Source organism: Streptomyces murinus, from assembly GCF_002154555.1.
Lineage (GTDB): Bacteria > Actinomycetota > Actinomycetes > Streptomycetales > Streptomycetaceae > Streptomyces > Streptomyces murinus.
This window is the reverse complement of sequence record NZ_MUNF01000200.1, coordinates 1-19,117: the sequence shown is the minus strand read 5'-3', so window position 1 is coordinate 19,117 and position 19,117 is coordinate 1. Positions and strand designations below refer to the sequence as shown.

At 72.7% G+C, this 19,117-nt stretch carries 16 protein-coding genes, 2 tRNA genes, 1 pseudogene and 1 riboswitch; of the genes and pseudogenes, 6 read left to right on the top strand and 13 right to left on the bottom strand.

Translation table 11 applies throughout. The annotated features are described in order from the left end of the window. Both CCN72_RS14250 and CCN72_RS14245 read right to left on the bottom strand, forming a co-directional pair. Window positions 1–362: AfsR/SARP family transcriptional regulator (locus CCN72_RS14250; RefSeq protein ID WP_208638002.1), on the bottom strand; the 362-nt coding region annotated here is incomplete at its 3' end. Window positions 363–525: 163 nt separating this feature from the next. Beyond that, window positions 526–2,589, bottom strand: coding sequence for an asparagine synthase-related protein (locus CCN72_RS14245; protein ID WP_086807845.1), 2,064 nt, complete (start codon window positions 2,587–2,589; stop codon window positions 526–528). Between the two features lie 709 nt (window positions 2,590–3,298). Between CCN72_RS14245 and CCN72_RS14240 the strand changes: the two genes are divergently transcribed. The 4 genes from CCN72_RS14240 to CCN72_RS14225 all read left to right on the top strand — a co-directional run bounded on the left by CCN72_RS14240 (window position 3,299) and on the right by CCN72_RS14225 (window position 8,382). After that, window positions 3,299–4,723 (top strand): NsdA family TPR-like regulatory protein, encoded by a 1,425-nt coding sequence (locus tag CCN72_RS14240; protein WP_085565483.1) that lies wholly within the window; start codon window positions 3,299–3,301, stop codon window positions 4,721–4,723. 85 nt (window positions 4,724–4,808) lie between these two features. After that, window positions 4,809–6,056 carry an L-2-hydroxyglutarate oxidase gene (gene lhgO, locus CCN72_RS14235; protein ID WP_086807844.1) on the top strand — a complete coding sequence of 416 codons (1,248 nt, stop codon included), beginning with the start codon at window positions 4,809–4,811 and terminating at the stop codon, window positions 6,054–6,056. Between the two features lie 13 nt (window positions 6,057–6,069). Further along, on the top strand, window positions 6,070–6,882 hold the full coding sequence (gene trmB / locus CCN72_RS14230) for a tRNA (guanosine(46)-N7)-methyltransferase TrmB (RefSeq protein WP_107430099.1): 813 nt from the start codon (window positions 6,070–6,072) through the stop codon (window positions 6,880–6,882). Window positions 6,883–6,948: 66 nt separating this feature from the next. Then, window positions 6,949–8,382: a PrsW family intramembrane metalloprotease gene (locus CCN72_RS14225; protein ID WP_167408678.1), complete on the top strand. Its 1,434-nt coding sequence runs from the start codon at window positions 6,949–6,951 to the stop codon at window positions 8,380–8,382. Window position 8,383: 1 nt separating this feature from the next. Here CCN72_RS14225 and CCN72_RS14220 read toward each other — a convergent pair whose 3' ends face one another. The 5 genes from CCN72_RS14220 to lspA all read right to left on the bottom strand — a co-directional run bounded on the left by CCN72_RS14220 (window position 8,384) and on the right by lspA (window position 12,792). Next, window positions 8,384–9,328 carry an aldo/keto reductase gene (locus CCN72_RS14220; RefSeq protein WP_086807843.1) on the bottom strand — a complete coding sequence of 315 codons (945 nt, stop codon included), beginning with the start codon at window positions 9,326–9,328 and terminating at the stop codon, window positions 8,384–8,386. Window positions 9,329–9,407: 79 nt separating this feature from the next. After that, complete coding sequence (locus tag CCN72_RS14215; protein WP_086807842.1) at window positions 9,408–10,463, bottom strand: M23 family metallopeptidase; 1,056 nt, start codon at window positions 10,461–10,463, stop codon at window positions 9,408–9,410. Between the two features lie 9 nt (window positions 10,464–10,472). Beyond that, a riboswitch (cyclic di-AMP (ydaO/yuaA leader) is annotated at window positions 10,473–10,639 on the bottom strand. Window positions 10,640–10,939: 300 nt separating this feature from the next. After that, window positions 10,940–11,013 (bottom strand) — tRNA-Met (locus CCN72_RS14210). A gap of 46 nt (window positions 11,014–11,059) precedes the next feature. After that, window positions 11,060–12,241, bottom strand: a complete 1,182-nt coding sequence (locus CCN72_RS14205; RefSeq protein WP_086807841.1) for a dihydrofolate reductase family protein — start codon at window positions 12,239–12,241, stop codon at window positions 11,060–11,062. A 23-nt stretch (window positions 12,242–12,264) separates the two neighbouring features. Beyond that, complete coding sequence (gene lspA, locus CCN72_RS14200; RefSeq protein WP_244174220.1) at window positions 12,265–12,792, bottom strand: signal peptidase II; 528 nt, start codon at window positions 12,790–12,792, stop codon at window positions 12,265–12,267. A gap of 376 nt (window positions 12,793–13,168) precedes the next feature. Here lspA and CCN72_RS14195 point away from each other — a divergent pair, with 376 nt between their 5' ends. Further along, window positions 13,169–13,822 carry a DUF2637 domain-containing protein gene (locus tag CCN72_RS14195; protein ID WP_051849828.1) on the top strand — a complete coding sequence of 218 codons (654 nt, stop codon included), beginning with the start codon at window positions 13,169–13,171 and terminating at the stop codon, window positions 13,820–13,822. A gap of 35 nt (window positions 13,823–13,857) precedes the next feature. Here the strand turns inward: CCN72_RS14195 and CCN72_RS14190 are convergent, their stop codons facing one another. Further along, complete coding sequence (locus CCN72_RS14190) at window positions 13,858–14,589, bottom strand: leucine-rich repeat domain-containing protein (protein WP_244174219.1); 732 nt, start codon at window positions 14,587–14,589, stop codon at window positions 13,858–13,860. Next, the gene (locus tag CCN72_RS14185; RefSeq protein ID WP_086807839.1) at window positions 14,586–15,137 is read right to left on the bottom strand and encodes an NADPH-dependent FMN reductase; all 552 of its coding nucleotides are present in this window, start codon (window positions 15,135–15,137) and stop codon (window positions 14,586–14,588) included. Before CCN72_RS14185 ends, CCN72_RS14190 begins: the two co-directional genes overlap by 4 nt. A 187-nt stretch (window positions 15,138–15,324) precedes the next feature. On the opposite strand from CCN72_RS14185, the gene CCN72_RS14180 reads away from it, so the two are divergent. Beyond that, entirely contained in the window at window positions 15,325–15,819 is a 495-nt protein-coding gene (locus tag CCN72_RS14180; RefSeq protein WP_086807838.1) for a DUF5994 family protein, read from the top strand. A 12-nt stretch (window positions 15,820–15,831) separates the two neighbouring features. Here the strand turns inward: CCN72_RS14180 and CCN72_RS14175 are convergent, their stop codons facing one another. From CCN72_RS14175 to CCN72_RS14160, 4 genes and pseudogenes are all read right to left on the bottom strand, one after another. Further along, window positions 15,832–17,025, bottom strand: a complete 1,194-nt coding sequence (locus CCN72_RS14175; protein WP_086807837.1) for a PP2C family protein-serine/threonine phosphatase — start codon at window positions 17,023–17,025, stop codon at window positions 15,832–15,834. Between the two features lie 75 nt (window positions 17,026–17,100). Further along, window positions 17,101–17,540 (bottom strand): annotated as a pseudogene (locus CCN72_RS14170) (DUF5994 family protein). A 165-nt stretch (window positions 17,541–17,705) separates the two neighbouring features. Beyond that, window positions 17,706–18,662 (bottom strand): STAS domain-containing protein, encoded by a 957-nt coding sequence (locus tag CCN72_RS14165; RefSeq protein WP_086807836.1) that lies wholly within the window; start codon window positions 18,660–18,662, stop codon window positions 17,706–17,708. 301 nt (window positions 18,663–18,963) lie between these two features. Continuing rightward, a tRNA-Lys gene (locus tag CCN72_RS14160) sits at window positions 18,964–19,036 on the bottom strand. Window positions 19,037–19,117 lie beyond the last annotated feature (81 nt).

Below are 19,117 nucleotides of genomic sequence, written 5' to 3'. Positions count from 1 at the left end.
CGGTGGGCGGCGGCGGGGTCGCCGTCGGCGAGGGCCCTGGTGCCGGTGCGGGTGAGCCGTTCGAAGACGTACAGGTCGATGTCGTCCTCGGTCGCTTCGAGGCGGTACCCGCCGGGGGTGGAGGTGACGGCGTCCTTGCCGAGGGTGCGGCGGAGCCGGCCGACGAGCGCCTGGAGGGCGGCGGGGGCGTCCTGCGGCGGGGCGTCGGTCCAGATCTCCTGGACGAGGGTGTCGGGCGTGGTGGTGCGGCCGGGGCGCAGGGCGAGGGCGGCGAGAAGGGTGCGGAGGCGGGGGGCGGTGAGGGTGTGGGGGGTGCCCTGGCCGTCCGCCGCCTGGGTGATGCCGAGAATTTTGTACCGCACCGGGTCATTGTCGCCGGTGTCCGGGATTCCGCACGAAGGGTTTGCGGCGGGCCGAGGGGGCCGCGCCACGCGGGCGACGGCACCGTGGTTCCGAAGGGGCGCGGGGAACCGCGCGATCAGCCACCCACCGGGCCGCACCCGAAACGCGACCGGAGTCCCCCGCTCACAGGCCGGAGGCCAGCGCGTCCCGCCGCCGCTGGATCCCCGCCGGCACCGCCCTGGACCGCGCCGGCGTCCCCGACCAGCACGTCCCCCGGCGGGACAGCAGCCGGTGCAGCCACAGCTCCAGGGAGACCAGGTCGGCCAGGCCCTCCACCGTGGACCCGGTGGCCGCCGAGCGCAGCGCCCCGCGGATCACGCCCCCGTCCACCAGCCCCGCGTCGGCGAGCAGCGGGCGGGAGAAGAGGTCGAGCAGGGAGTCGGCGGACAGCCGCAGGCCCGCCCGCGCGGCGGCGGCCGAGGACGCGTGCGAGGGGGTGCCCCAGCCGGGCGGCAGATCGGTGATGCCGGTGCTCTCCAGGACCGTGCGCAGGATCTCGGCCCGCGCCCCTGGCCGCACCCGCAGCGCCTCCGGCAGCTCACGGCACGCGCGGACCACCTGGTTGTCGAGGAAGGGCGCGTGCAGCCGCTGCGAACGGACCTCCGCGGACTGCTCCAGCACCCGCAGGTCCGCGGCGTACCGGGCGAGCGCCGCCCGTGCCCGGTGCTCGCCGGGCCGCTGGACCCCCGTACCCGAGCGGTCCCCCCCGACCCCGAGCAGAACCGATACTTCAGCCAGTGCCTCCCCCGTGAGCCACCGGGCGGCCGGACCCGGCGCGGCCCAGGTCAGCGCGGCGAGCGAGGCCCCGACCGCCCCCTTCGGCTCCTCGAACCGCCGCCGCATCAGCCGCTCGGCCAGCTCCTCCAGGCCCGCCCGGTACGGCGTACGGGCGAGCCGCCGGGCCGCTCCGTACACCCGCGCCGGGACGAGGACCGAGCCGTCCGCCCGGGCGAGGGCGGCGACCGGCCCGACCAGATGCCGGCGTCTGCGGTCCATCAGCAGGTCGGCGAGCCGGGCGGGGTGCGCGTCCAGGACCTGGCGCGCGCCGTGCCCGGTGAAGTGGTCCGCGCTGCCCGCGGCCAGCCGCGCCCGGTGGCGTCCCGCCGTGACCAGCGAGGGTCCGGGTTCGTCGGTGAGGGGGCCCTCGAGGTCGGCGTAGGGCAGGGCCTCCTCGCCGCCGGTCACCACCACATGGTGCAGCCGCGGGTCGGCCGCGAGCGCCCCGGCCCGCTGCACCTCGGCCTCCCGCCCGCCGACGGCGAGGTCGTTGAAGGTGACGGCGAGGAGGCGTTCGCCGGCGCCGTGGCCGAGGAGGGTGCCGGGCCGGCCGGGCAGCCCGGCGGCGAGCAGCGCGAGGGTGGCGGAGGCCGGGCCGCCGGACAGGTCGGCGCCGATCCCGGGCACCGGCATCCCGCGCCGGGCGCGCCGCTCGGCGGGCCCCATCCCGGGCACCGGGCCGGGATCGAGGTCGGGTACGTGCCGGGGCGCCGCGAGCCGGGTGCGCACCGCCTCCACCAGGGCGTCGCGCACGGCGTCCACCGCGCGGTCGGGGTCGGCCGGGGGCGCGGACACGGCGAGCGAGGAGACCTGTTCGTACCCGGCGATCTCCCGCGCCCCCGCGCGCAGCACCAGCGCATGCCCCGGCGGAATGCGCCGTACCCCTTCGTAGGGGGTGGTGTCGCGCAGCGCGGCCGGGACGTCCGGGGCGGCGAGCAGGGCGGCCAGATGACCGAAGTCCAGGTTGGCCTCGATGAGGTCGGCCAGCGGCAGCGCGGCGGTGGCGTACGCCGTGCCGCCCGCCCACGGGGTGTGGAAGACCGGGCGGGCGCCCGCGAGATCGCCGCAGACGGTGACGCGGCGGCCGACCTGGACGACGGCCGTGTAGCTGCCGGGCCAGTTCGTCAGATGGCGCAGCGCGCCGCCGCGCGCGGTGAACAGACCGCGCCGCAGCTCCTCGTCGGAGGCGCCGCAGATGCCGAGGACGGCGATCCGGTTCTGCTCGTCGGCCGTGACCACGCGCACCTCGTCCGGGCGCCAGTCGCCGACCGCCCACAGCGGGTCGGGGTCGCCCCACAGGAGCTGGGAGCCGACCGGGTGCAGGGTCTCGCCGTCGGGGCCCAGCGAGCCGGCGGAGCCGAGCCCGGCCGTGCCCGCGACGGCGCTGCTCCACCCCACCAACCACCGCATCGTGCCTCCACAGCCTGTGGACAACCAGTGCACCGATCGAACCGGACCCATGCTGCCACGAAGGACGCCTGGGGGAGGTGTGGTGACACTGCACGAAACGGCGGGGGGAGTAAGGGGGTTCGCGACCGCCCGGCCATCATGATCCGGGGTTCGGACGGGTGCCACCAGGGACGGCTCGACGTGAATGCGCCCCTGTACGCTCCCCCAAAACGCCTTTCGCGCCCCTAAGTTGCATGGTCGTCGCAGAAATCACCCCAACGCCTGCGGGACGATTTTCAGCCAAATACCGGATCGTGTCCGGGAGATGAGCACGCTCCGTAGGGGCTCGCGGTGATCGCGGCGCCCCGGACGCACGCACGGTCCGGGAGACGGCATCCGCCTCCCGGACCGGTCCGCCACCCGCGGGGATGAAGGTGGCGGTGTCCCCCAGCCCACTGGATCCAGTACAGCGGGCCGACCCACGCAAGACCAGGAAACCGCCCGCGAGTTGGCCGGAGAAGAGCGCACGGCCGGGCGCACGGCCACACGCGCGGGGGCACGCGACGACCGGTCCGTGCACGGTGCGTACTGGTCCGCACTCCCGTACGGACCACAATCCCGCCATCCGGAACAATGCCCCTTAACGCTTGGGATGCGGCGAACTACGCTGGGTTTACGAATGCCGCACGGTTATGCCCGCGCGGCGGCCGTCTGTGTCGAGGGGTGGCGCATGTCCAGGGAGCAACGCGGGCCGAACGAAAAACTCGGCGCCGTTCTCGCCCTCGCGGGAATCAGCAACGCAGGACTCGCACGTCGCGTCAACGACCTTGGCGCCCAACGCGGGTTGACACTTCGCTACGACAAGACGTCCGTGGCGCGCTGGGTGTCGAAGGGCATGGTGCCGCAGGGCGCCGCGCCCCACCTCATCGCGGCCGCCATCGGACAGAAACTCGGCCGCCCGGTGCCGCTCCACGAGATCGGCCTGGCGGACGCGGACCCCGCGCCCGAGGTCGGCCTCGCCTTCCCGAGGGACGTGGCGCAGGCGGTGCGCTCGGCGACCGAGCTGTACCGTCTCGACCTCGCCGGACGCCGGGCCGGCTCGGGCGGGATCTGGCAGTCGCTGGCCGGATCCTTCGCGGTGAGCGCCTACGCGACGCCCGCCTCACGCTGGCTGATAACCCCCGCCGACAGCTCGGTCGCGCGGGAGGACGGCTCCGTCGAGGGCGCCGGCGCACCGGTCAGAGTCGGCCACAGCGATGTCCGCAAGCTGCGGGAGGCCGCCGAGGACGCCAGGCGCTGGGACTCCAAGTACGGGGGCGGCGACTGGCGTTCCTCGATGGTGCCGGAGTGCCTGCGCGTCGAGGCGGCGCCGCTGCTGCTCGGCGGGTACTCCGACGAGGTCGGCCGCGCACTGTTCGGCGCCTCCGCCGAACTGACCCGGCTCGCCGGGTGGATGGCCTTCGACACCGGCCAGCAGGAGGCGGCGCAGCGGTACTACATCCAGGCGCTGCGGCTCGCGCGCGCGGCGGCCGACGTACCGCTCGGCGGGTACGTCCTCGCCTCCATGTCGCTCCAGGCGACGTACCGGGGCTTCGGGGACGAAGGGGTCGACCTCGCGCAGGCCGCCCTCGAACGCAACCGGGGGCTGGCCACGGCCCGCACCATGAGCTTCTTCCGGCTGGTCGAGGCGCGCGCCCACGCGCGCGCCGGGGACGCGCAGGCGGCGGGCGCGGCGCTGAAGGCGGCGGAGAGCTGGCTGGAGCGCTCCCGCGAGGGGGACAACGATCCCTCGTGGCTCGGGTTCTACGGCTACGACCGCTTCGCGGCGGACGCGGCCGAGTGCTACCGGGACCTGAAGCTGCCGCGCCAGGTGCGCAGGTTCACCGAGCAGGCGCTGTCGAAGCCGACGGAGGAGTTCGTGCGCTCGCACGGGCTGCGGCTGGTCGTCTCCGCGGTGGCCGAGCTGGAGTCCGGGAACCTCGACGCGGCCTGCGAGCAGGGGGTGCGGGCGGTGGAGGTGGCCGGCCGGATCTCCTCGGCGCGGACCACGGAGTACGTACGGGACCTGCTGCACCGGCTGGAGGCCTACGGCGACGAGCCGCGGGTGGTCGAGCTGCGGGAGCGGGCCAGACCCCTGCTGATGACCCCGGCGTAGCACCGCGCCCCGGCACCGGTGCGGTACTGATCACCCCGGCGTTTGAAGGCACTGTCAGTGGCGCAGTGCACTATCGACGTGGGAGGTGGTGCAGGTGCCGGTCGGGGCGTACGACTGTGATGTGCTCGTGGTCGGAGGGGGCATCGTCGGGCTGTCGACGGCGTACGCGGTCGGCAGGGCGGCGCCGGGGACGCGGGTGACCGTGCTGGAGAAGGAGCCGGGCCCCGCGCGCCACCAGACGGGGCGCAACAGCGGGGTGATCCACAGCGGGATCTACTACCGCCCGGGCTCCCTCAAGGCGCGGTACGCGGTGCGGGGCGCCGCCGAGATGGTGAAGTTCTGCGCCGAGTACGGCGTCGAGCACGCCGTCACCGGCAAGCTGATCGTGGCCACCGAGCGCGCCGAGCTGCCCCGGCTGCACGCCTTGGTCCAGCGCGGCCGGGAGAACGGAATACCGGTGCGCGAGCTGGGCGCCGCCCAGATCGCCGAGTACGAACCCGAGGTGCGCGGACTGGCCGCGATACACGTCGGCAGCACCGGCGTGTGCGACTACACGGGCGTGGCCCGGCAGCTCGCCCTCGCCTCCGGCGCCGACATCCGCTACGGCGCGCGGGTCGTCCAGGTGGACCGGCGCCCGGAGCGGGGCGTGGCCGTGCGCACCGCGGCCGGGGACGTGGTGCGCGGCCGGGTCCTGGTGAACTGCGCCGGTCTGTACTGCGACGAACTGGCCCGGCTGACCGGCGACGAGCCCGGCGTGCGGATCGTGCCGTTCCGCGGGGAGTACTACGAGCTGGCCCGGCCCGAGCTGGTGCGCGGCCTGGTGTACCCGGTGCCGGACCCGGCGTTCCCGTTCCTCGGCGTGCATCTGACCCGGGGCGTCGACGGCGGCGTGCACATCGGCCCGAACGCGGTCCCGGCACTGGCCCGGGAGGGGTACGACTGGACGATCGTACGGCCCCGGGAGCTGGCCGGCACCCTGGCCTGGCCCGGATCGTGGGCGATGGCCCGGCGGCACTGGCGCTACGGCACGGGTGAGCTGCACCGCTCGCTGTCGAAGGGTGCCTTCCTCGAGGCGGTGCGCAGACTGCTGCCCGCGGCACGGGCCGAGGACCTGGTGCCGGCGCCGGCCGGGGTGCGGGCGCAGGCCGTGCTGCGGGACGGCTCGCTGGTGGACGACTTCCTGATCAAGGAGGGCCCCCGCGCGGTGCATGTGCTGAACGCGCCGTCCCCGGCGGCCACCGCGTCCCTGCCCATCGGCCGGGAGGTCGCGCGCCGGGCACTGGGGATGCTGGCGGCGGTCGGCGGCGCGGGCATCTCCGCGCCGCGCCCGTAGACTCGTTCGTACTGTGTCTGATGCGCTGAACACCCCCGACGTCCTGTCCGAGCCGGCCCCGGACGCCCCCGGTGCCGACCCCCGGCCCGCCCGGGCCAAGGGCGAGCCGCGCTTCCCGGACGGCCCGCAGCCCGATCCCGCCGGCTCGCACTTCGAGCGGCGGATCCGCAGCTTCCAGCCGCGCCGCAGCCGGGTGACGACCGGGCAGGCCGACGCGCTCCAGCGGCTGTGGCCCGCCTGGGGGCTGGACATCGACGGACAGCGGGTGCTCGACCTCGCCGAGCTGTTCGGCAACGACCGTCCGGTGGTCCTGGAGATCGGCTTCGGCATGGGCGAGGCCACCGCGCAGATGGCCGCCGCCGACCCGGACACCAACGTGCTCGCGGTCGATGTGCACACCCCCGGCCAGGGCAATCTGCTGAACCTGGCCGAGCAGAACGCGCTGGACAACATCCGGGTGGGCAACGGGGACGCGATCATCCTGCTGCGCGAGATGCTGCGGCCCGACGCGCTCGCCGGGCTGCGGGTCTACTTCCCCGACCCCTGGCCCAAGAAGCGCCACCACAAGCGGCGGCTGATCCAGCCCGAGTTCCTCGACCTCGCCGCGACCCGGCTGCGGCCCGGCGCGGTGGTGCACTGCGCGACCGACTGGGAGCCGTACGCCGAGCAGATGCTGGAGGTGCTCTCCGCCCACCCCGACTTCGAGAACACGCAGGCCGACGGCGGTTTCGCGCCCCGGCCCGGGTTCCGGCCGCTGACCCGTTTCGAGGGACAGGGACTGGACAAGGGCCATGTCGTGCGCGATCTCCTCTTCCGCCGCAGGTAGCCGCCGCGGTGAACGCCGCGGGTAAACCGCTCAGCCCCTCGTCCCGCCACCGTTAGGGTCGATGCCGTGGCCACCAGTTCCGTGTACCCGACGTATCCCCCGCACCCCGGTACCGAGGCGCTGCGCCACCCGCACTGGTGGCAGCTGCGCTGGGTGCGGTACGGCGCGCTGATCACGCTGCTGGCGATGTCCGCCCTTGTCATCCTCGCGCTGGTGCGCAAGGAGACCGGCACCGAGGGGTTCCTGGTGGGGCTCGGCCTCGCGGTGCTGCCGGTGCCCTGGCTGATCACCGCGTTCCGCTGGCTGGACCGGGTGGCGCCCTTCGCCTGGCGGAACCTGGTGTTCGCGTTCTGCTGGGGCGCGTTCGCGGCGGCCCTCATAGCCATCGTCGCCAACAGCTTCGCGACCAAGTGGATAGCCACCTCCACCGCGGACCCGGCGGGCGCCAACACCCTCGGCGCCACCGTGATAGCCCCGATCGTCGAGGAGTCCGCCAAGGCCGCGGCCGTCCTGCTCGTGTTCCTCTTCCGCAGGCGCGAGTTCACCGGGATCGTGGACGGGATGGTGATAGCCGGGATCACCGCCACCGGGTTCGCGTTCACCGAGAACATCCTCTATCTCGGCACCGCCTTCGGCACCGACCAGGTCACCGGCGGCCATGGCATCGTCTCGGTCACCGCCGCCACCTTTTTCGTGCGCATCGTGATGTCCCCGTTCGCGCATCCCCTGTTCACCACCTGCACCGGCATCGGCTTCGGCCTCGCCGCGGTGTACGGCTCCCGCGGGCGCGCCCGGCGGGTGCTGATCCCGCTCGGCGGACTGCTCCTCGCGATGTGCATGCACGCCCTGTGGAACGGCTCCGCCGCCTTCGGGCAGTACGGCTTCCTCGCGGTCTACGGCACCTTCATGCTGCCCGTGTTCGGGCTGCTGACCTGGCTCGGGATCTGGACCCGGCAGCGGGAGCTGCGCACGGTGCGCGAGGAGCTGCCGGCCTATGTGCTGGCCGGCTGGCTGGGCCCGGCCGAGCCCGGCGCGCTGAGCTCGATGCGGGCCCGCCGGATGGCCCGCGACTACGCCCGCCACCACGCCGGGCGCCCCACGGCACGGGCGGTCGCGCAGTACGAGACGTACGCCACCGCCCTCGCGCAGCTGCGCGCGCGGGGCCGCCGCGGCCGGGCGGGCGCGGACTTCGCCGCCCGTGAGCGGGAGCTGCTGGAGCAGCTGTGGCAGCGCCGGGAGGCCGCCCGCCCCGCCCTGGAGTACGCGGCCCGCAGGGCGGCCCCCGCCCCCGTCCCGCAGGGCTGGGCACCCGCGCCGTACGGGCACGCGTACGTCCGGGGACCGGGGCACGGGTACGGCCCCGGGTACGGGTATCCACAGGGTCCCGGACATGGATACGCGCAGGGACCCGGCCCCGGCCCCGGACACACGCAGGGACCGGGTCCCGGGTACGGCTACCCGGCGGCGCCGTACCCGTCGTACAACCCGTACCGGATGTGACCTACGCCGAGGCGTCCGTCAGCCGCTTCAGTTCGTCGTCCGTCAGCTTCAGGTCGCCGACCGCCAGCAGCGGCGGGAGCTGCTCCAGGGTGCGGGCCGAGGCGATGGGCGCGGTGACGGTCGGCTGGGCGGCCAGCCAGGCGAGGGCGACGGTGGCGTGCGGGGCGTCGTGCGCGGCGGCGATCTCGTCGAGGGCGGCGAGGACCTTCTGGCCGCGCTCGGTCTCCGCGTACTTCGCGGCCCCGCCGGCACGGGCACTGTCCACCGTCGCGCCGGGCCGGTACTTGCCGGTCAGGAAGCCCGAGGCGAGCGCGAAGTACGGCACCGTGGACAGGCCCTCGCGGGCGACGAGGTCCTGGAGCGGGCCCTCGTAGGTGTCCCGGGAGACCAGGTTGTAGTGCGGCTGGAGCGCCACATAGCGGGCCAGGTTCTCGCGGGTGGAGAAGTCCAGGGACTCCTTCAGCCGCTCGGCGCTGATGTTGGACGCGCCGATCTGCCGGACCTTGCCGGCCTTCACCAGCTCGTCCAGCGCGCCGATGATCTCCTCGACCGGCACCTCGGGCTGGTCGAAGTGGGTGTAGTAGAGGTCGATGTGGTCGGTGCCCAGCCGGGCCAGGGAGGCGTCGGCGGCGGCCCTGATGTTGGCCGCGGACAGGCCCTTGTACTGCGGGTGCTGGCTGACCTTGGTGGCGATGACGACGTCGGAGCGGTTGCCGCGGGCCTTGACCCACTTGCCGATGACGGTCTCGGACTCGCCGCCCTGGTGGCCCTCGACCCAGGCGCTGTAGGAGTCGGCGGTGTCGATGAAGTTGCCGCCCCCGGCCGTGTACGCGTCCAGGACGGCGAAGGAGGTCTGCTCGTCGGCGGTCCAGCCGAAGACATTGCCGCCCAGGCAGAGCGGGAAGACCTCGAGGTCGGAAGAGCCCAGTGTGCGCAGAGAAGTCATGCTTCACATCAACACCGGCGGCGGATGATCGCATTCCGCCGCCGGTGGGGAGATCCGCGCGGATTCCGCGCGGGTTCCGTCAGGGGTTGAGGCCCTTGTCGCGCAGCCAGGGCGCGGGGTCGACAGCGGTGGCCTGCCCGTTCGGGTGGACCTCCAGGTGCAGATGCGGCCCGGTGACGTTGCCGGTGGCGCCGACGCGGCCGATGACCTCGCCGGTGCTGACCTTCTGGCCGACCGAGACATTGATCGAGGACTGGTGGCAGAACCACAGCTCGGTGCCGTCGTCCAGGGTGAGGACGGTGCGGTAGCCGTAGGCGCCGGCCCAGCCGGCCTGGGTGACGGTGCCGCCGTGCACGGCCTTGATCAGGGTGCCGGTGGGGGCGGCGAAGTCGAGGCCGGTGTGATAGCCGGAGGACCACATGGCACCGGGCTGCCCGAAGGTGCCGGTGATCGTGTACGAGACGACGGGCAGCGTGTACTGCTTGGCCAGCTCGGCCAGCCGCTTGGCCTCGGCCGCCTTCTTGGCGTCGGCCTCCGCCTTCTCCTTGGCGGCGGCGGCCTTGTCGGCGGCCTCCTTCTCCGCCTTGGCGGCCGCGGCGTCGCTCTGCTGCTGGGCGGCGGCGACCATCGCGGCGGTGGCCTTGCTGTCGGCCTGGCCCTGCTGCTCCTCGGCCTGGGCCATGATCCGGTTGCGCAGGGCCTCACCGGCGCCGCTGTCCTTGGCGCCCTCGGTGGTCTGCCCGAGGTCGGTGAACGCGGTGGCGGGCTGGGCCTTGGCCGCGTCGGCGGAGTCGTCGCCGAAGAAGTGCTCGACGGTGGACAGATGCGGCACCGAGACGTTCGGCATGTCCGGCATCGAGATGGAGACCGGCGGCTTGCCGGTGTTGGCGCTGGCGATGCCGCCCGCGCCGACGGCGGCGATCACACCGACGCCGAGGACGGTGGAGCTGCGGGCGAAGCCGCCGCGCTGCTTGGCGACGCGGTGCCGGCCGCGGACCGGGGTGACGGTCTCCTCGGTGGGGTTCCACTCCTCCCAGGGTCCGTCGTCGTCGAGGGCGGGGCCGGGGCCGAACGACTCGGGTTCACGCTGGGCGGGCACGAACGGGGCTTCTGGGGCAGGCCGGTTGGACGCCACGGGGGCGTGCTCCTTTCCTTCCTCCGCCTACCGGGTTAGCTGACGGGTTCGGAGCAGGAAGGTCTCCTACGCGCGTATACCGCCCCCGGACTCACTGAGTCCGCGACGGTGTCCGCGTGATTCACCCCAAGGTGGTGGTTCCCCGGTTCCCTTGCGGGATTCGGCGCGTGCGCACGGAGCCGCCTCGGGTGACGGCTGGGACGACCGCGCTGCGTTATCGAACGTTAATAGACCCGGGGGGAACTTTCCAAGCCGTTCGGCTTGATCATTAACGCTTCGACCCGTGGACTTACCGCCCAGCGGGCCGCCAAACCGGGCGAGTTGACCGGGGTTCAGGAGTCATCGAGTTTTTGATGGTGACTCAGATGTTATGCGCAGGGCGGTCGCACGGTCACTACAGGTAACCCTCGTATCCAGGGTCCGGAAAACACTCAGGGCCGGAATCCATCAACTGGATTCCGGCCCTGAGATATCAGTAGCGGGGACAGGATTTGAACCTGCGACCTCTGGGTTATGAGCCCAGCGAGCTACCGAGCTGCTCCACCCCGCGGCGATGTCTCTACTGTACGCCATCACCGGGGTGGAAAGCACATCGGTTACGACGGGGCCCCGGACCGGCCCGGCAGATGCCGGTTCGGGGCCTTGGCCAGGTCCTCGTACTCGGGCAGGACGAGGACCTCGGCGCCCGCGCCGGTCAGCACCCCCGTGCCGTCGGCCGCCACCACGAACGTGTCCGGCTCGCGCCAGGCGGTCACCACCCGGCGCACCCCCGCCCGCAGGATCAGCTCGGCGCAGGGCGCGGGGCGGGAGGCGCGGCGGGCGCAGGGCTCCAGGCTGCTGTACACGGTGGCGCCGGGCAGCCGGGGGTCGGCGGGGTCGGTCTTGGCGAGCGCCGCCTCCTCCGCGTGCACCACCGGGTCCGTGCCCTCCCGGGAGTGGCCGCGGGCCAGCTCGGTGCCGTCGGCGGCGACCACGACCGCGCCGACGCTGAAGGCCGTCTCCGAGGGCGGGCACAGCGCGGCCAGCTCACAGGCGGTGCGCAGCCAGTGCCGGTCGGCCGCGGTGGGCAGCGGGCCGGTGCCGGGCGCGGTGGGCTCGTAGCGCAGCAGCACGACGTCCTCGATCCGGCGGGACTCGACGAGCCGCAGCCGGCCCTCCTGGTAGCGGCCGGGGCCGAACAGCCGCGGGGCGGCCGGATCGCCCACGATCAGCGGGGCGAGGGCCAGGTGCAGCTCGTCGGCGAGGCCCTGCTGGAGGAGCTGGGTGTGCACGGCCGCGCCGCCCTCCACCATCAGCCGGCCGACCCCGCGCTCGGTGCGCAGATGGCCGAGCAGCGCCCGCCAGTCCAGCTCCGGGCCGAGCGCGACGACCTCGGCGGCGCCGCCGAGCAGCCGGGCGGCCTTCGCCGCGCCCCGGTCGGTCGTGTAGACGAGCTTGTCGCCGCCGGTGTGCCAGAAGCGGGCCCCGGCGTCGAGGTCGCCGCTGCCCGTGACGGTGACCTTCAGCGGGTACTCCGGCCGGCCCCGCGCAAGCCGCACCGCGCGCCGCTCGGCGGAGTTGACCAGCAGGCGCGGGTTGTCGGCCCGCAGGGTGCCGGCGCCGACCAGGAGGGCGTCGGCGGAGGCCCGTACCGCGTCGACCCGGTCGAAGTCGGCCGGTCCGGACAGCAGCAGCCGCTCCGGGCCGGTGTCGTCCAGGCAGCCGTCGAGGGAGACGGCGGCGGACAGCAGCACGTACGGGTACGGCGCGGACTCGGGGTGGGCTCGCTCGGTGCTCATCGGCTCCAGTGTGCGGCCCCGGGTCAGCCTGTCTGCTCCCGGGGAAGGCGCGCGCCGCCCAGTTCGTGCCCGGCGAAGGACAGGACGACGATCAGCACACCGCCGCAGGTGATCGCCCAGTCGGCGAGATTCATGACACTGAAGTCGCGCACCGAGATGAAGTCGACCACCGCGCCGCGCATGCCGCCCGGTGAGCGGAAGAGCCGGTCGGTCAGATTGCCGACCGCGCCGCCCAGCAGCAGACCGAGGGCGATCGCCCAGGGTGCGCTGGTCAGCCGGCGCGACACCCGCACGATGACGGCGGCCACGGCGAGCGCGATCAGGGTGAACACGATGGTCGTGGCGCTGCCCATGCCGAAGGCCGCGCCGGGATTGCGCTGCACCCGCAGCTCCAGCCAGGACCCGAGCACCGGCACGGGGTCGCGGCCCTCCAGGCCCGCGACCACCGCGAGCTTGCTCCCCAGATCGACGGCGTAGGCGACGGCGGCCACCAGCCACAGCACCCACACCCGCCGCCGCGTCCCGCTCACGTTCGACTCGCTCGACGTCACCCTCGTGCTCCTCCCCGATTCCCGCCCAGCGTACGGGCCGGCCGGCGGGACGTCACCGCGTTCCTTGGCCCGCGAAAACGGCATTCGTATTTTCGCCAGTTGCTGTCATAGGACCGCCGGACCCCGCTTTCGAGCTACAGAAGCACCCGAATGCCCCACACCCCCATCTCCCGAGAGGCTCGTTAGCTGACCGTGGCACGCACTGAGAGACGCACAGCGCTGAATCTCCACTCGCCGGTCACATTCCGGCTGGAAAGCAGGGAAGGCGAGGTGTTCACCGACGGCTGTTCAGATCTTCTTGACGATTTCTTGAAGAGAATCCGCCAGCTGGAGAGTGAGTACCTGCGGGCGATGGTGAGGCTCTAGGAGTCAGCCCATGGACAGGATTCACGATGAAGACGTTTTGTGTGACTATGAGTTCAGCACGCTCGAGATGCAATGGGACCCGGTCGAAGAACTGGCCCAGATGCTGTCCGGGGCGTCCGCCGCGAATCCCGACCCGGCCCCGCCGCACGGCAGGTCCAGCCACCGGAGAAACCGCCGGCGCATCCGTACCGAGCCCGGATTGCTGCGCGACAATCAGCGCGGTGCGCCCGTCACGCTGCTGATCGCCACCATCTCGGTGTGCGCGCTGTGCATGCTGGGCTGGTCCTTCTCCTATTCCTACGCACAACTCCGCGCCACCGCTTCCTCGGTACTGCCGATGCGCCTCGCGCAATGGTGGCCGTTGACGGTGTACGGACCCTGGCTCGTGGCGGCGCTGTCCATTCTGCGGGCGACGGTCCAGAGCCGAAGTGCCAGGAGATCATGGGGAGTTCTGCTGGGCGCCTCCGCGATGGCGGTCGCCCTGTGCGTCTGCCATGCGGCGCATTCCCCGCTTTCCCTGATCATCTTCGGAATTCCGCCGATCACCGCCCTGGTGTGTTTCTGGGAGATCGTCGGCCAGGTCTCCTCCAAGGTGGCCCGCCCCCGGCATGCCGCGCACAGCCGCCGCAATCCCAAGGCACAGGGGCCGTACGACGTCAGGTGAGTGAGCCGGCCCGCCGGGAACACCGGCGGGCGCGGTCACAGCAGGACGACGCAGCCCCGCCGCTCCAGCTCCGCCGTCAGGGGTGACTCCCGGGGGCAGTCGTTCCAGCGCAGGTCCAGCTTCTCCAGCGCGGGCAGCTCCACGATCCAGTCGGGCAGCCGGGTGAGCCGGTTGCCGCGCACGTCCAGCTGCCGCAGCAGGGGCAACCCGGCGAGGCACGGCGGCAGTTCGGGCAGCGCGTTCTCCCGCAGATCGAGGTAGCGCAGCTCCGTCGGCGCGCCCATGGACGCGGGCAGGTCCGCCAGCTCATTGCCCCGCAGCCAGAGCTCGCGAAGGCTTCCGAGGTCCCCGACGGCATCGGGCAGCGTGGTCAACCGGTTGTGCTGCGCCCGCAGTTCGACGAGCCCGGCCATCCGGCCGATGGTGCCGGGCAGGGCCGTGAGCGCGTTCTCCCCGACGTTCAGATAGCGCAGCCGCGTCAGGTTCCCCAGCTCCTCGGGAAGCCCGCCGAGCGCGTTGTCGTGCAGATACAGGAAGCCGTCGAGCCCGGTCAGCTCCCCGATCTCCGGGGGCACCGAGGTGAGCCGGTTGTGCCCGAGGTCCAGGGTCCGCAGGGCCCGCAGCCGCCCGACGGCGCCCGGCAGCGCGGTGAGCCCGTTGTCCGCGAGGACGAGCACCTGGAGCCCGGCACGCTCCCAGACCGACTCGGGCACCCGCCCCAGCTGCCGCCGCCACAGGTTCAGCACCCGCGCGGAGCCCTGCGTCACGCCTCCCCCGCGCCGGCCGCCGCCAGCAGGCGCACCACGTCCCCGACCCGCCGGCGGATCTCCGGGTCGGCGACGACCCCGTCCTCCCCCACATCGCCGTGCCCCACCGGCACCCGCACACAGGCCGCCTCCACCACGGCCGCCCCGGTGTACCCGAGCACCGTCCGCAAGGTGGCCTCCGCGCCCTCTCCCCGGCCCGGCGCCGCCACATTGACCCAGGCGACCGGCTTGTCGCAGATCTCGGTCCCGCCGACCGTCCAGTCCAGCAGGTTCTTGAACGCGCCCGGCAGGGTCCCGGCGTACTCCGGCGCGCAGATCAGCACCGCGTCCGCCGCCCCGATCGCCGCCCGCATCCCGGCCACGGCCGCCGGCAGCGGTTCCCGGTCGTCATCGGGATTGAAGTGCGGAAGCCCGCCCAGCCCGTCGTACATGAGGGTCCGCACCCCCGCCTCCGCCGCCACGGCCCGCGCCGTCCGCAGCAGCGCCTCATTGACGGAGCCGGCCCGCAGGCTCCCGGACAGCAGCAGAACCACCGGCGATGTGCGCATCCGGTCAACCTACTTCAACGCCCCGGCCGCCGACGGTGCCGTGCGGTCCATGACGGAGACGCCTTCGAATCGAATACCCGAGCGGATACGAGCGGATACATCGGCGGGCCCGTACGGCATCTGGAGTAGCGTGGTCACGGAAGGCGGAATCTCGTGTTCACGCCAGTTCCCGGACGGGTGGTTCCCCATGACCGGCTCCGACACATCCCCTGCTGCCAGGCATCTGCCGAGCGGTGCACACCATGCCGTACGACCCGGAAGCGCGCTGCTCCGGCTGGAGACGACCGCATCGCGCGAGGGCGTCCTCGACGGGGCGTGGTGGCCGCGGTCCCGTGACATCGGTGCCGAGCTCCCGGCGCTGGTGAACGCCCTCACCGAGCACCTGGGCCCGTTGACCCGCGTCGGGCTGGATGCCACGGCCTGGGAGGAGCTCCCGACACGGATCGTCGTCGGCGACCACGTCGTCCATGTGGACTCCTTCCCGGTGGGTGACGACACCGTCCTGATCACCCGGGGCGACCGGGACCACTTCTCGCTGCTGGTGGTGCCACCGGACACACCGCCCGAGGCCGCCCGCGCGGCGATGGCGCAGGCCGTCTCGGCCGGCAACCTCAGCGAGGCGGAGCAGATCCTCATCGACACGGCGAGCGGCCCGAAGCCGTCCGGCCGGCCTCCGTCGTGACCGGCCGTGCGGTCAGCCGCGCCACTCCACCAGGAGCAGCGTCGCGTCGTCCGTCGTGTTTCCGCCCCGCGCCCGCATGAGGGTGTGCGACAGGGAGCGCGCCACCGCCCGGACCCCGCGGCCGGTTCTCTCCAGCTGGTTCACCCAGTCGATCAGCTGGTCCTCCCCGAACTGCTTCTCACCCAGCGCGTGTTCCTCGATCAGTCCGTCCGTGAAGCACAGGACGCGGTCTCCGCGCTCCAGGACCAGCTCGCTGACCTCTGGCTCCGCGCCGCCCAGGCCGACCGGGAGGGTCGTGGGGGCGTCCAGCCGGCGCAGGACGCGGTGATCCCGCACCAGTATCGGTGCCGGGTGTCCCGCATTGACCCAGTGCAGCCGCCCCGTGATCGTGTCCAGCCGCATCATCTGGGCGGTGACGAAGTGGTCCGGGCCGAACTGCTGCGCCATGGCGGAGTCCATGGCGGCGTAGATCTCCGACAGACCGGTGCCGAGGCGGCGGGCGTGACGGTAAGCGCCGATGGCCACGGTGGCCATCGTGGCCGCACCCAGGCCGTGCCCCATCGCGTCGATCATGACCATGTGGAGGATGTCGCCGTTGAGCGCGTAGTCGAAGCTGTCTCCCGCCACGTCGTAGGCGGGTTCCAGGAGCCCCGCCAAGGCCACCCGCGGCATGATCATGGCCAGCGGCGGCAGCAGGGACCACTGGATCTCGGCCGCGACACTCATCGGTTCGACGCGCCGGGTCGCGGAGAACAGGTCGGAGTAGCCGTGCTTGGTCACCAGCAGGTCGGCCACCAGGGCGGAAAGCCTGCCCAGCAGCCGCCGGCCGTCGTCATCGAGCCGGTCCAATGTCACGGCCATGACGCCCACTTGGTCGCCGCCGTCCAGCAGCGGCAGATGGATCCGTACGCCATCGTCCTCGGGCACCTCCACGGGCTGGGCATCGAGAAAGCACCGACCCGCGACGGAAGCGTCGATGTCCTGCGGATCCCCGTCCGTCAGGCCCGCACAGCGCAGCGGTACGAGCAGCAGCTGGCCGTAGTCCTCGAGCAGGATCTGCGGAGCACGGCCCCCCAGCCGCCCCACCACGTCGGCGATCAGCGAGCCGATGTGATGGGGCGGTAGCTCGTACGCCCGGCCGAGAACCGCCCCCAGAAGCGCTTCTCCGAAGCTCTCGGAGCGGTCCATGCCCGGTACGGCCTTCATCCGCTCACCCGCCGCGTTCCACGGACACGGGCGGCGGGGTCGGCCGACGAAGAAACTGCCCGCCTCATCAGTTCATCATGAGCCGTACCGCTCCCCGGCGCTCTTCGAGCCGAAGTCACCCTCGGCACGTGCCAAGGTGCGCCGAGCCGACAGCGGGTTCCACGGATCGGCGGCGGCGCTCAGCAAGCGTTCGGCCGTGTCGGCCGGCTCCCCGGGCGGGATGACCGGCAATTCCCAGCGCCCCACCGTGCCGCACTCCAGGGTGATGGCGTGCTCCTCGTCGGTGGCATCGCTCAGGACGACCTCGATCACCTGGTCGGGCGACGACACGGTCAGAGGCGCGTCAGGCCACGCCGCAGCGGCCGCCGTGACGCGGGTGGCCGTGCCGTGCCGGGGTCCAGCGAGCCCACGAGGGCGGGCAACTCCAGTTCCAGAGCGTCGCAACGCGGCCACCACGCTCCGTCCAGCGGGCCGTGGCCGGCCTCCGGCGTAAGGCTCAACCGCGCCGGCGGCATCCGGTACGTATGTGCGTCATCCGGTGGCGAATCCTCGGCGGGCGGTGTGGGGGAGTCCATTTCATCGGTCCCGTCCCGGGCAGCCGAAGAGCTGCCCTCGTTCGACACTCGCCGGGAGGGGCGCCATCAGATCGTGCGCTCGACCTGCTCTCGGTGTCCTCCGGCCTACGCCCGGCCCGGACCGGCGACCCGAGACGCGGACAACGCCCCGCTCTCCTGGAACAGGAGCATCACGCGGGGGGCGGTGCCCCGACCTGGCAGCCCCACCATCTGCCCGAAGTTCCGCCAGCCCCAGGACTCGAACGCGGCTTGCCCGGCCTGGTCGGCCGCAGGAAGCAGGGTGACCCCGAGTGCGGTGTTCCGGTCGGCCAGCAGTCGCTGTTGCAGACTGCGGCCGATGTCACGGTGCTGGGCGTGACGGGGCACCACGACCTGGGTGAGGAGCAGGAACCGGGGACAGCCGGTCAACCGCTCGACACTCTCACGCAACCCCCGCTCGGAGTGGGCACCGGGAGCGATCGGAAACCCGAAGACGCACCCCACCAGCACGGTCGTCTCAGCGACCAGCAACGCGAAGCCCGGCCGTCGGGCGCTGGCAGCCAGCCACCGCAAGAAGTCGCCCCGCTCCTCGTACGCGCGTGCGGAGAGACCCGCGACAGGCACCACGGCCAGGTCGGCGAGGTCCTCGCTCATGCCCTCCGTCTGCCAACGGGTCAGCCGGCGGAGACGGATCCCGTCCTTGAGCACAGGTGCACTGGCATGGTCGTCGCCACCTTGCTGCTCGTCGGCGGTCAAAAACCCACCCGGCATGTCACCGCGCAGGAGAGCGGCGTCGGCGACGGCGAGGAGCCGGGTGATCTGCGCGCAAGGATGGTGCAGCCGCAGGAGGGAGTGCACACGATCGGCGAGGTGCGACACCGTCAGAAAGACCTCCAAGCCCTTGGAGTCACAGGATCTGACGGTGGAAAGATCGATGTCGATGGCCGTCACGCCATCGCGCAGGCACCGTTCCAGCGCGACCCGCAGCAGCGGCGCCGTGGCCGGACCGATCGCCCCGGTGAGCGTGACGAGAGCCCGCTCTCCCCGGTCACGTCGGCGGATGTCCAGCCGCTGCACAACCATTCACGCCGCCCCTCGGCAGGCAAGCACAACAATGACGCGGTGCCGTCCCCATCCTTTCCGACCGGGCGCACCGCCTGCCGAAGGTTCGCGGAGACATCCACGACAGACGGCCCACTCAGGGGCACACTGCCGAACCCCATGACCACTGTGTATCCACCGGGCCCGCGCCCAACCACGTTCCGCGCAGCGAAAGCCCACCCGCTCACGCAAGACCCCGAAAACAAAGCGGCGTCCGGGCCGACCGAAGCCGACCCGGACGCTGCACCGCAGGTCAAAGGGGTAACCCCCTCCCCCGCACCTGTAGGCCCTGTGGGACTCGAACCCACAACCAATGGATTAAAAGTCCACTGCTCTGCCAATTGAGCTAAGGGCCCAGGCGATGTTGCCTGTCCGAGCATAGCCGGAGGAGGCCGGGTCTCCGATCGGGTAGGGGGGACCCGGCCTCCTCCGGCTAT

What these genes read in the sequence shown, in the direction of transcription:
- CCN72_RS14205 (WP_086807841.1), bottom strand. Translation starts at nt 12,241, where the DNA reads ATGAGCACCGAGCGAGCCCACCCCGAGTCCGCGCCGTACCCGTACGTG.
- CCN72_RS14175 (WP_086807837.1), bottom strand. Translation starts at nt 17,025, where the DNA reads ATGAAGGCCGTACCGGGCATGGACCGCTCCGAGAGCTTCGGAGAAGCG.
- CCN72_RS14245 (WP_086807845.1), bottom strand. Translation starts at nt 2,589, where the DNA reads ATGCGGTGGTTGGTGGGGTGGAGCAGCGCCGTCGCGGGCACGGCCGGG.
- CCN72_RS14180 (WP_086807838.1), top strand. Translation starts at nt 15,325, where the DNA reads ATGACCGGCTCCGACACATCCCCTGCTGCCAGGCATCTGCCGAGCGGT.
- CCN72_RS14165 (WP_086807836.1), bottom strand. Translation starts at nt 18,662, where the DNA reads ATGGTTGTGCAGCGGCTGGACATCCGCCGACGTGACCGGGGAGAGCGG.
- CCN72_RS14195 (WP_051849828.1), top strand. Translation starts at nt 13,169, where the DNA reads ATGGACAGGATTCACGATGAAGACGTTTTGTGTGACTATGAGTTCAGC.
- CCN72_RS14185 (WP_086807839.1), bottom strand. Translation starts at nt 15,137, where the DNA reads ATGCGCACATCGCCGGTGGTTCTGCTGCTGTCCGGGAGCCTGCGGGCC.
- CCN72_RS14220 (WP_086807843.1), bottom strand. Translation starts at nt 9,328, where the DNA reads ATGACTTCTCTGCGCACACTGGGCTCTTCCGACCTCGAGGTCTTCCCG.
- CCN72_RS14240 (WP_085565483.1), top strand. Translation starts at nt 3,299, where the DNA reads ATGTCCAGGGAGCAACGCGGGCCGAACGAAAAACTCGGCGCCGTTCTC.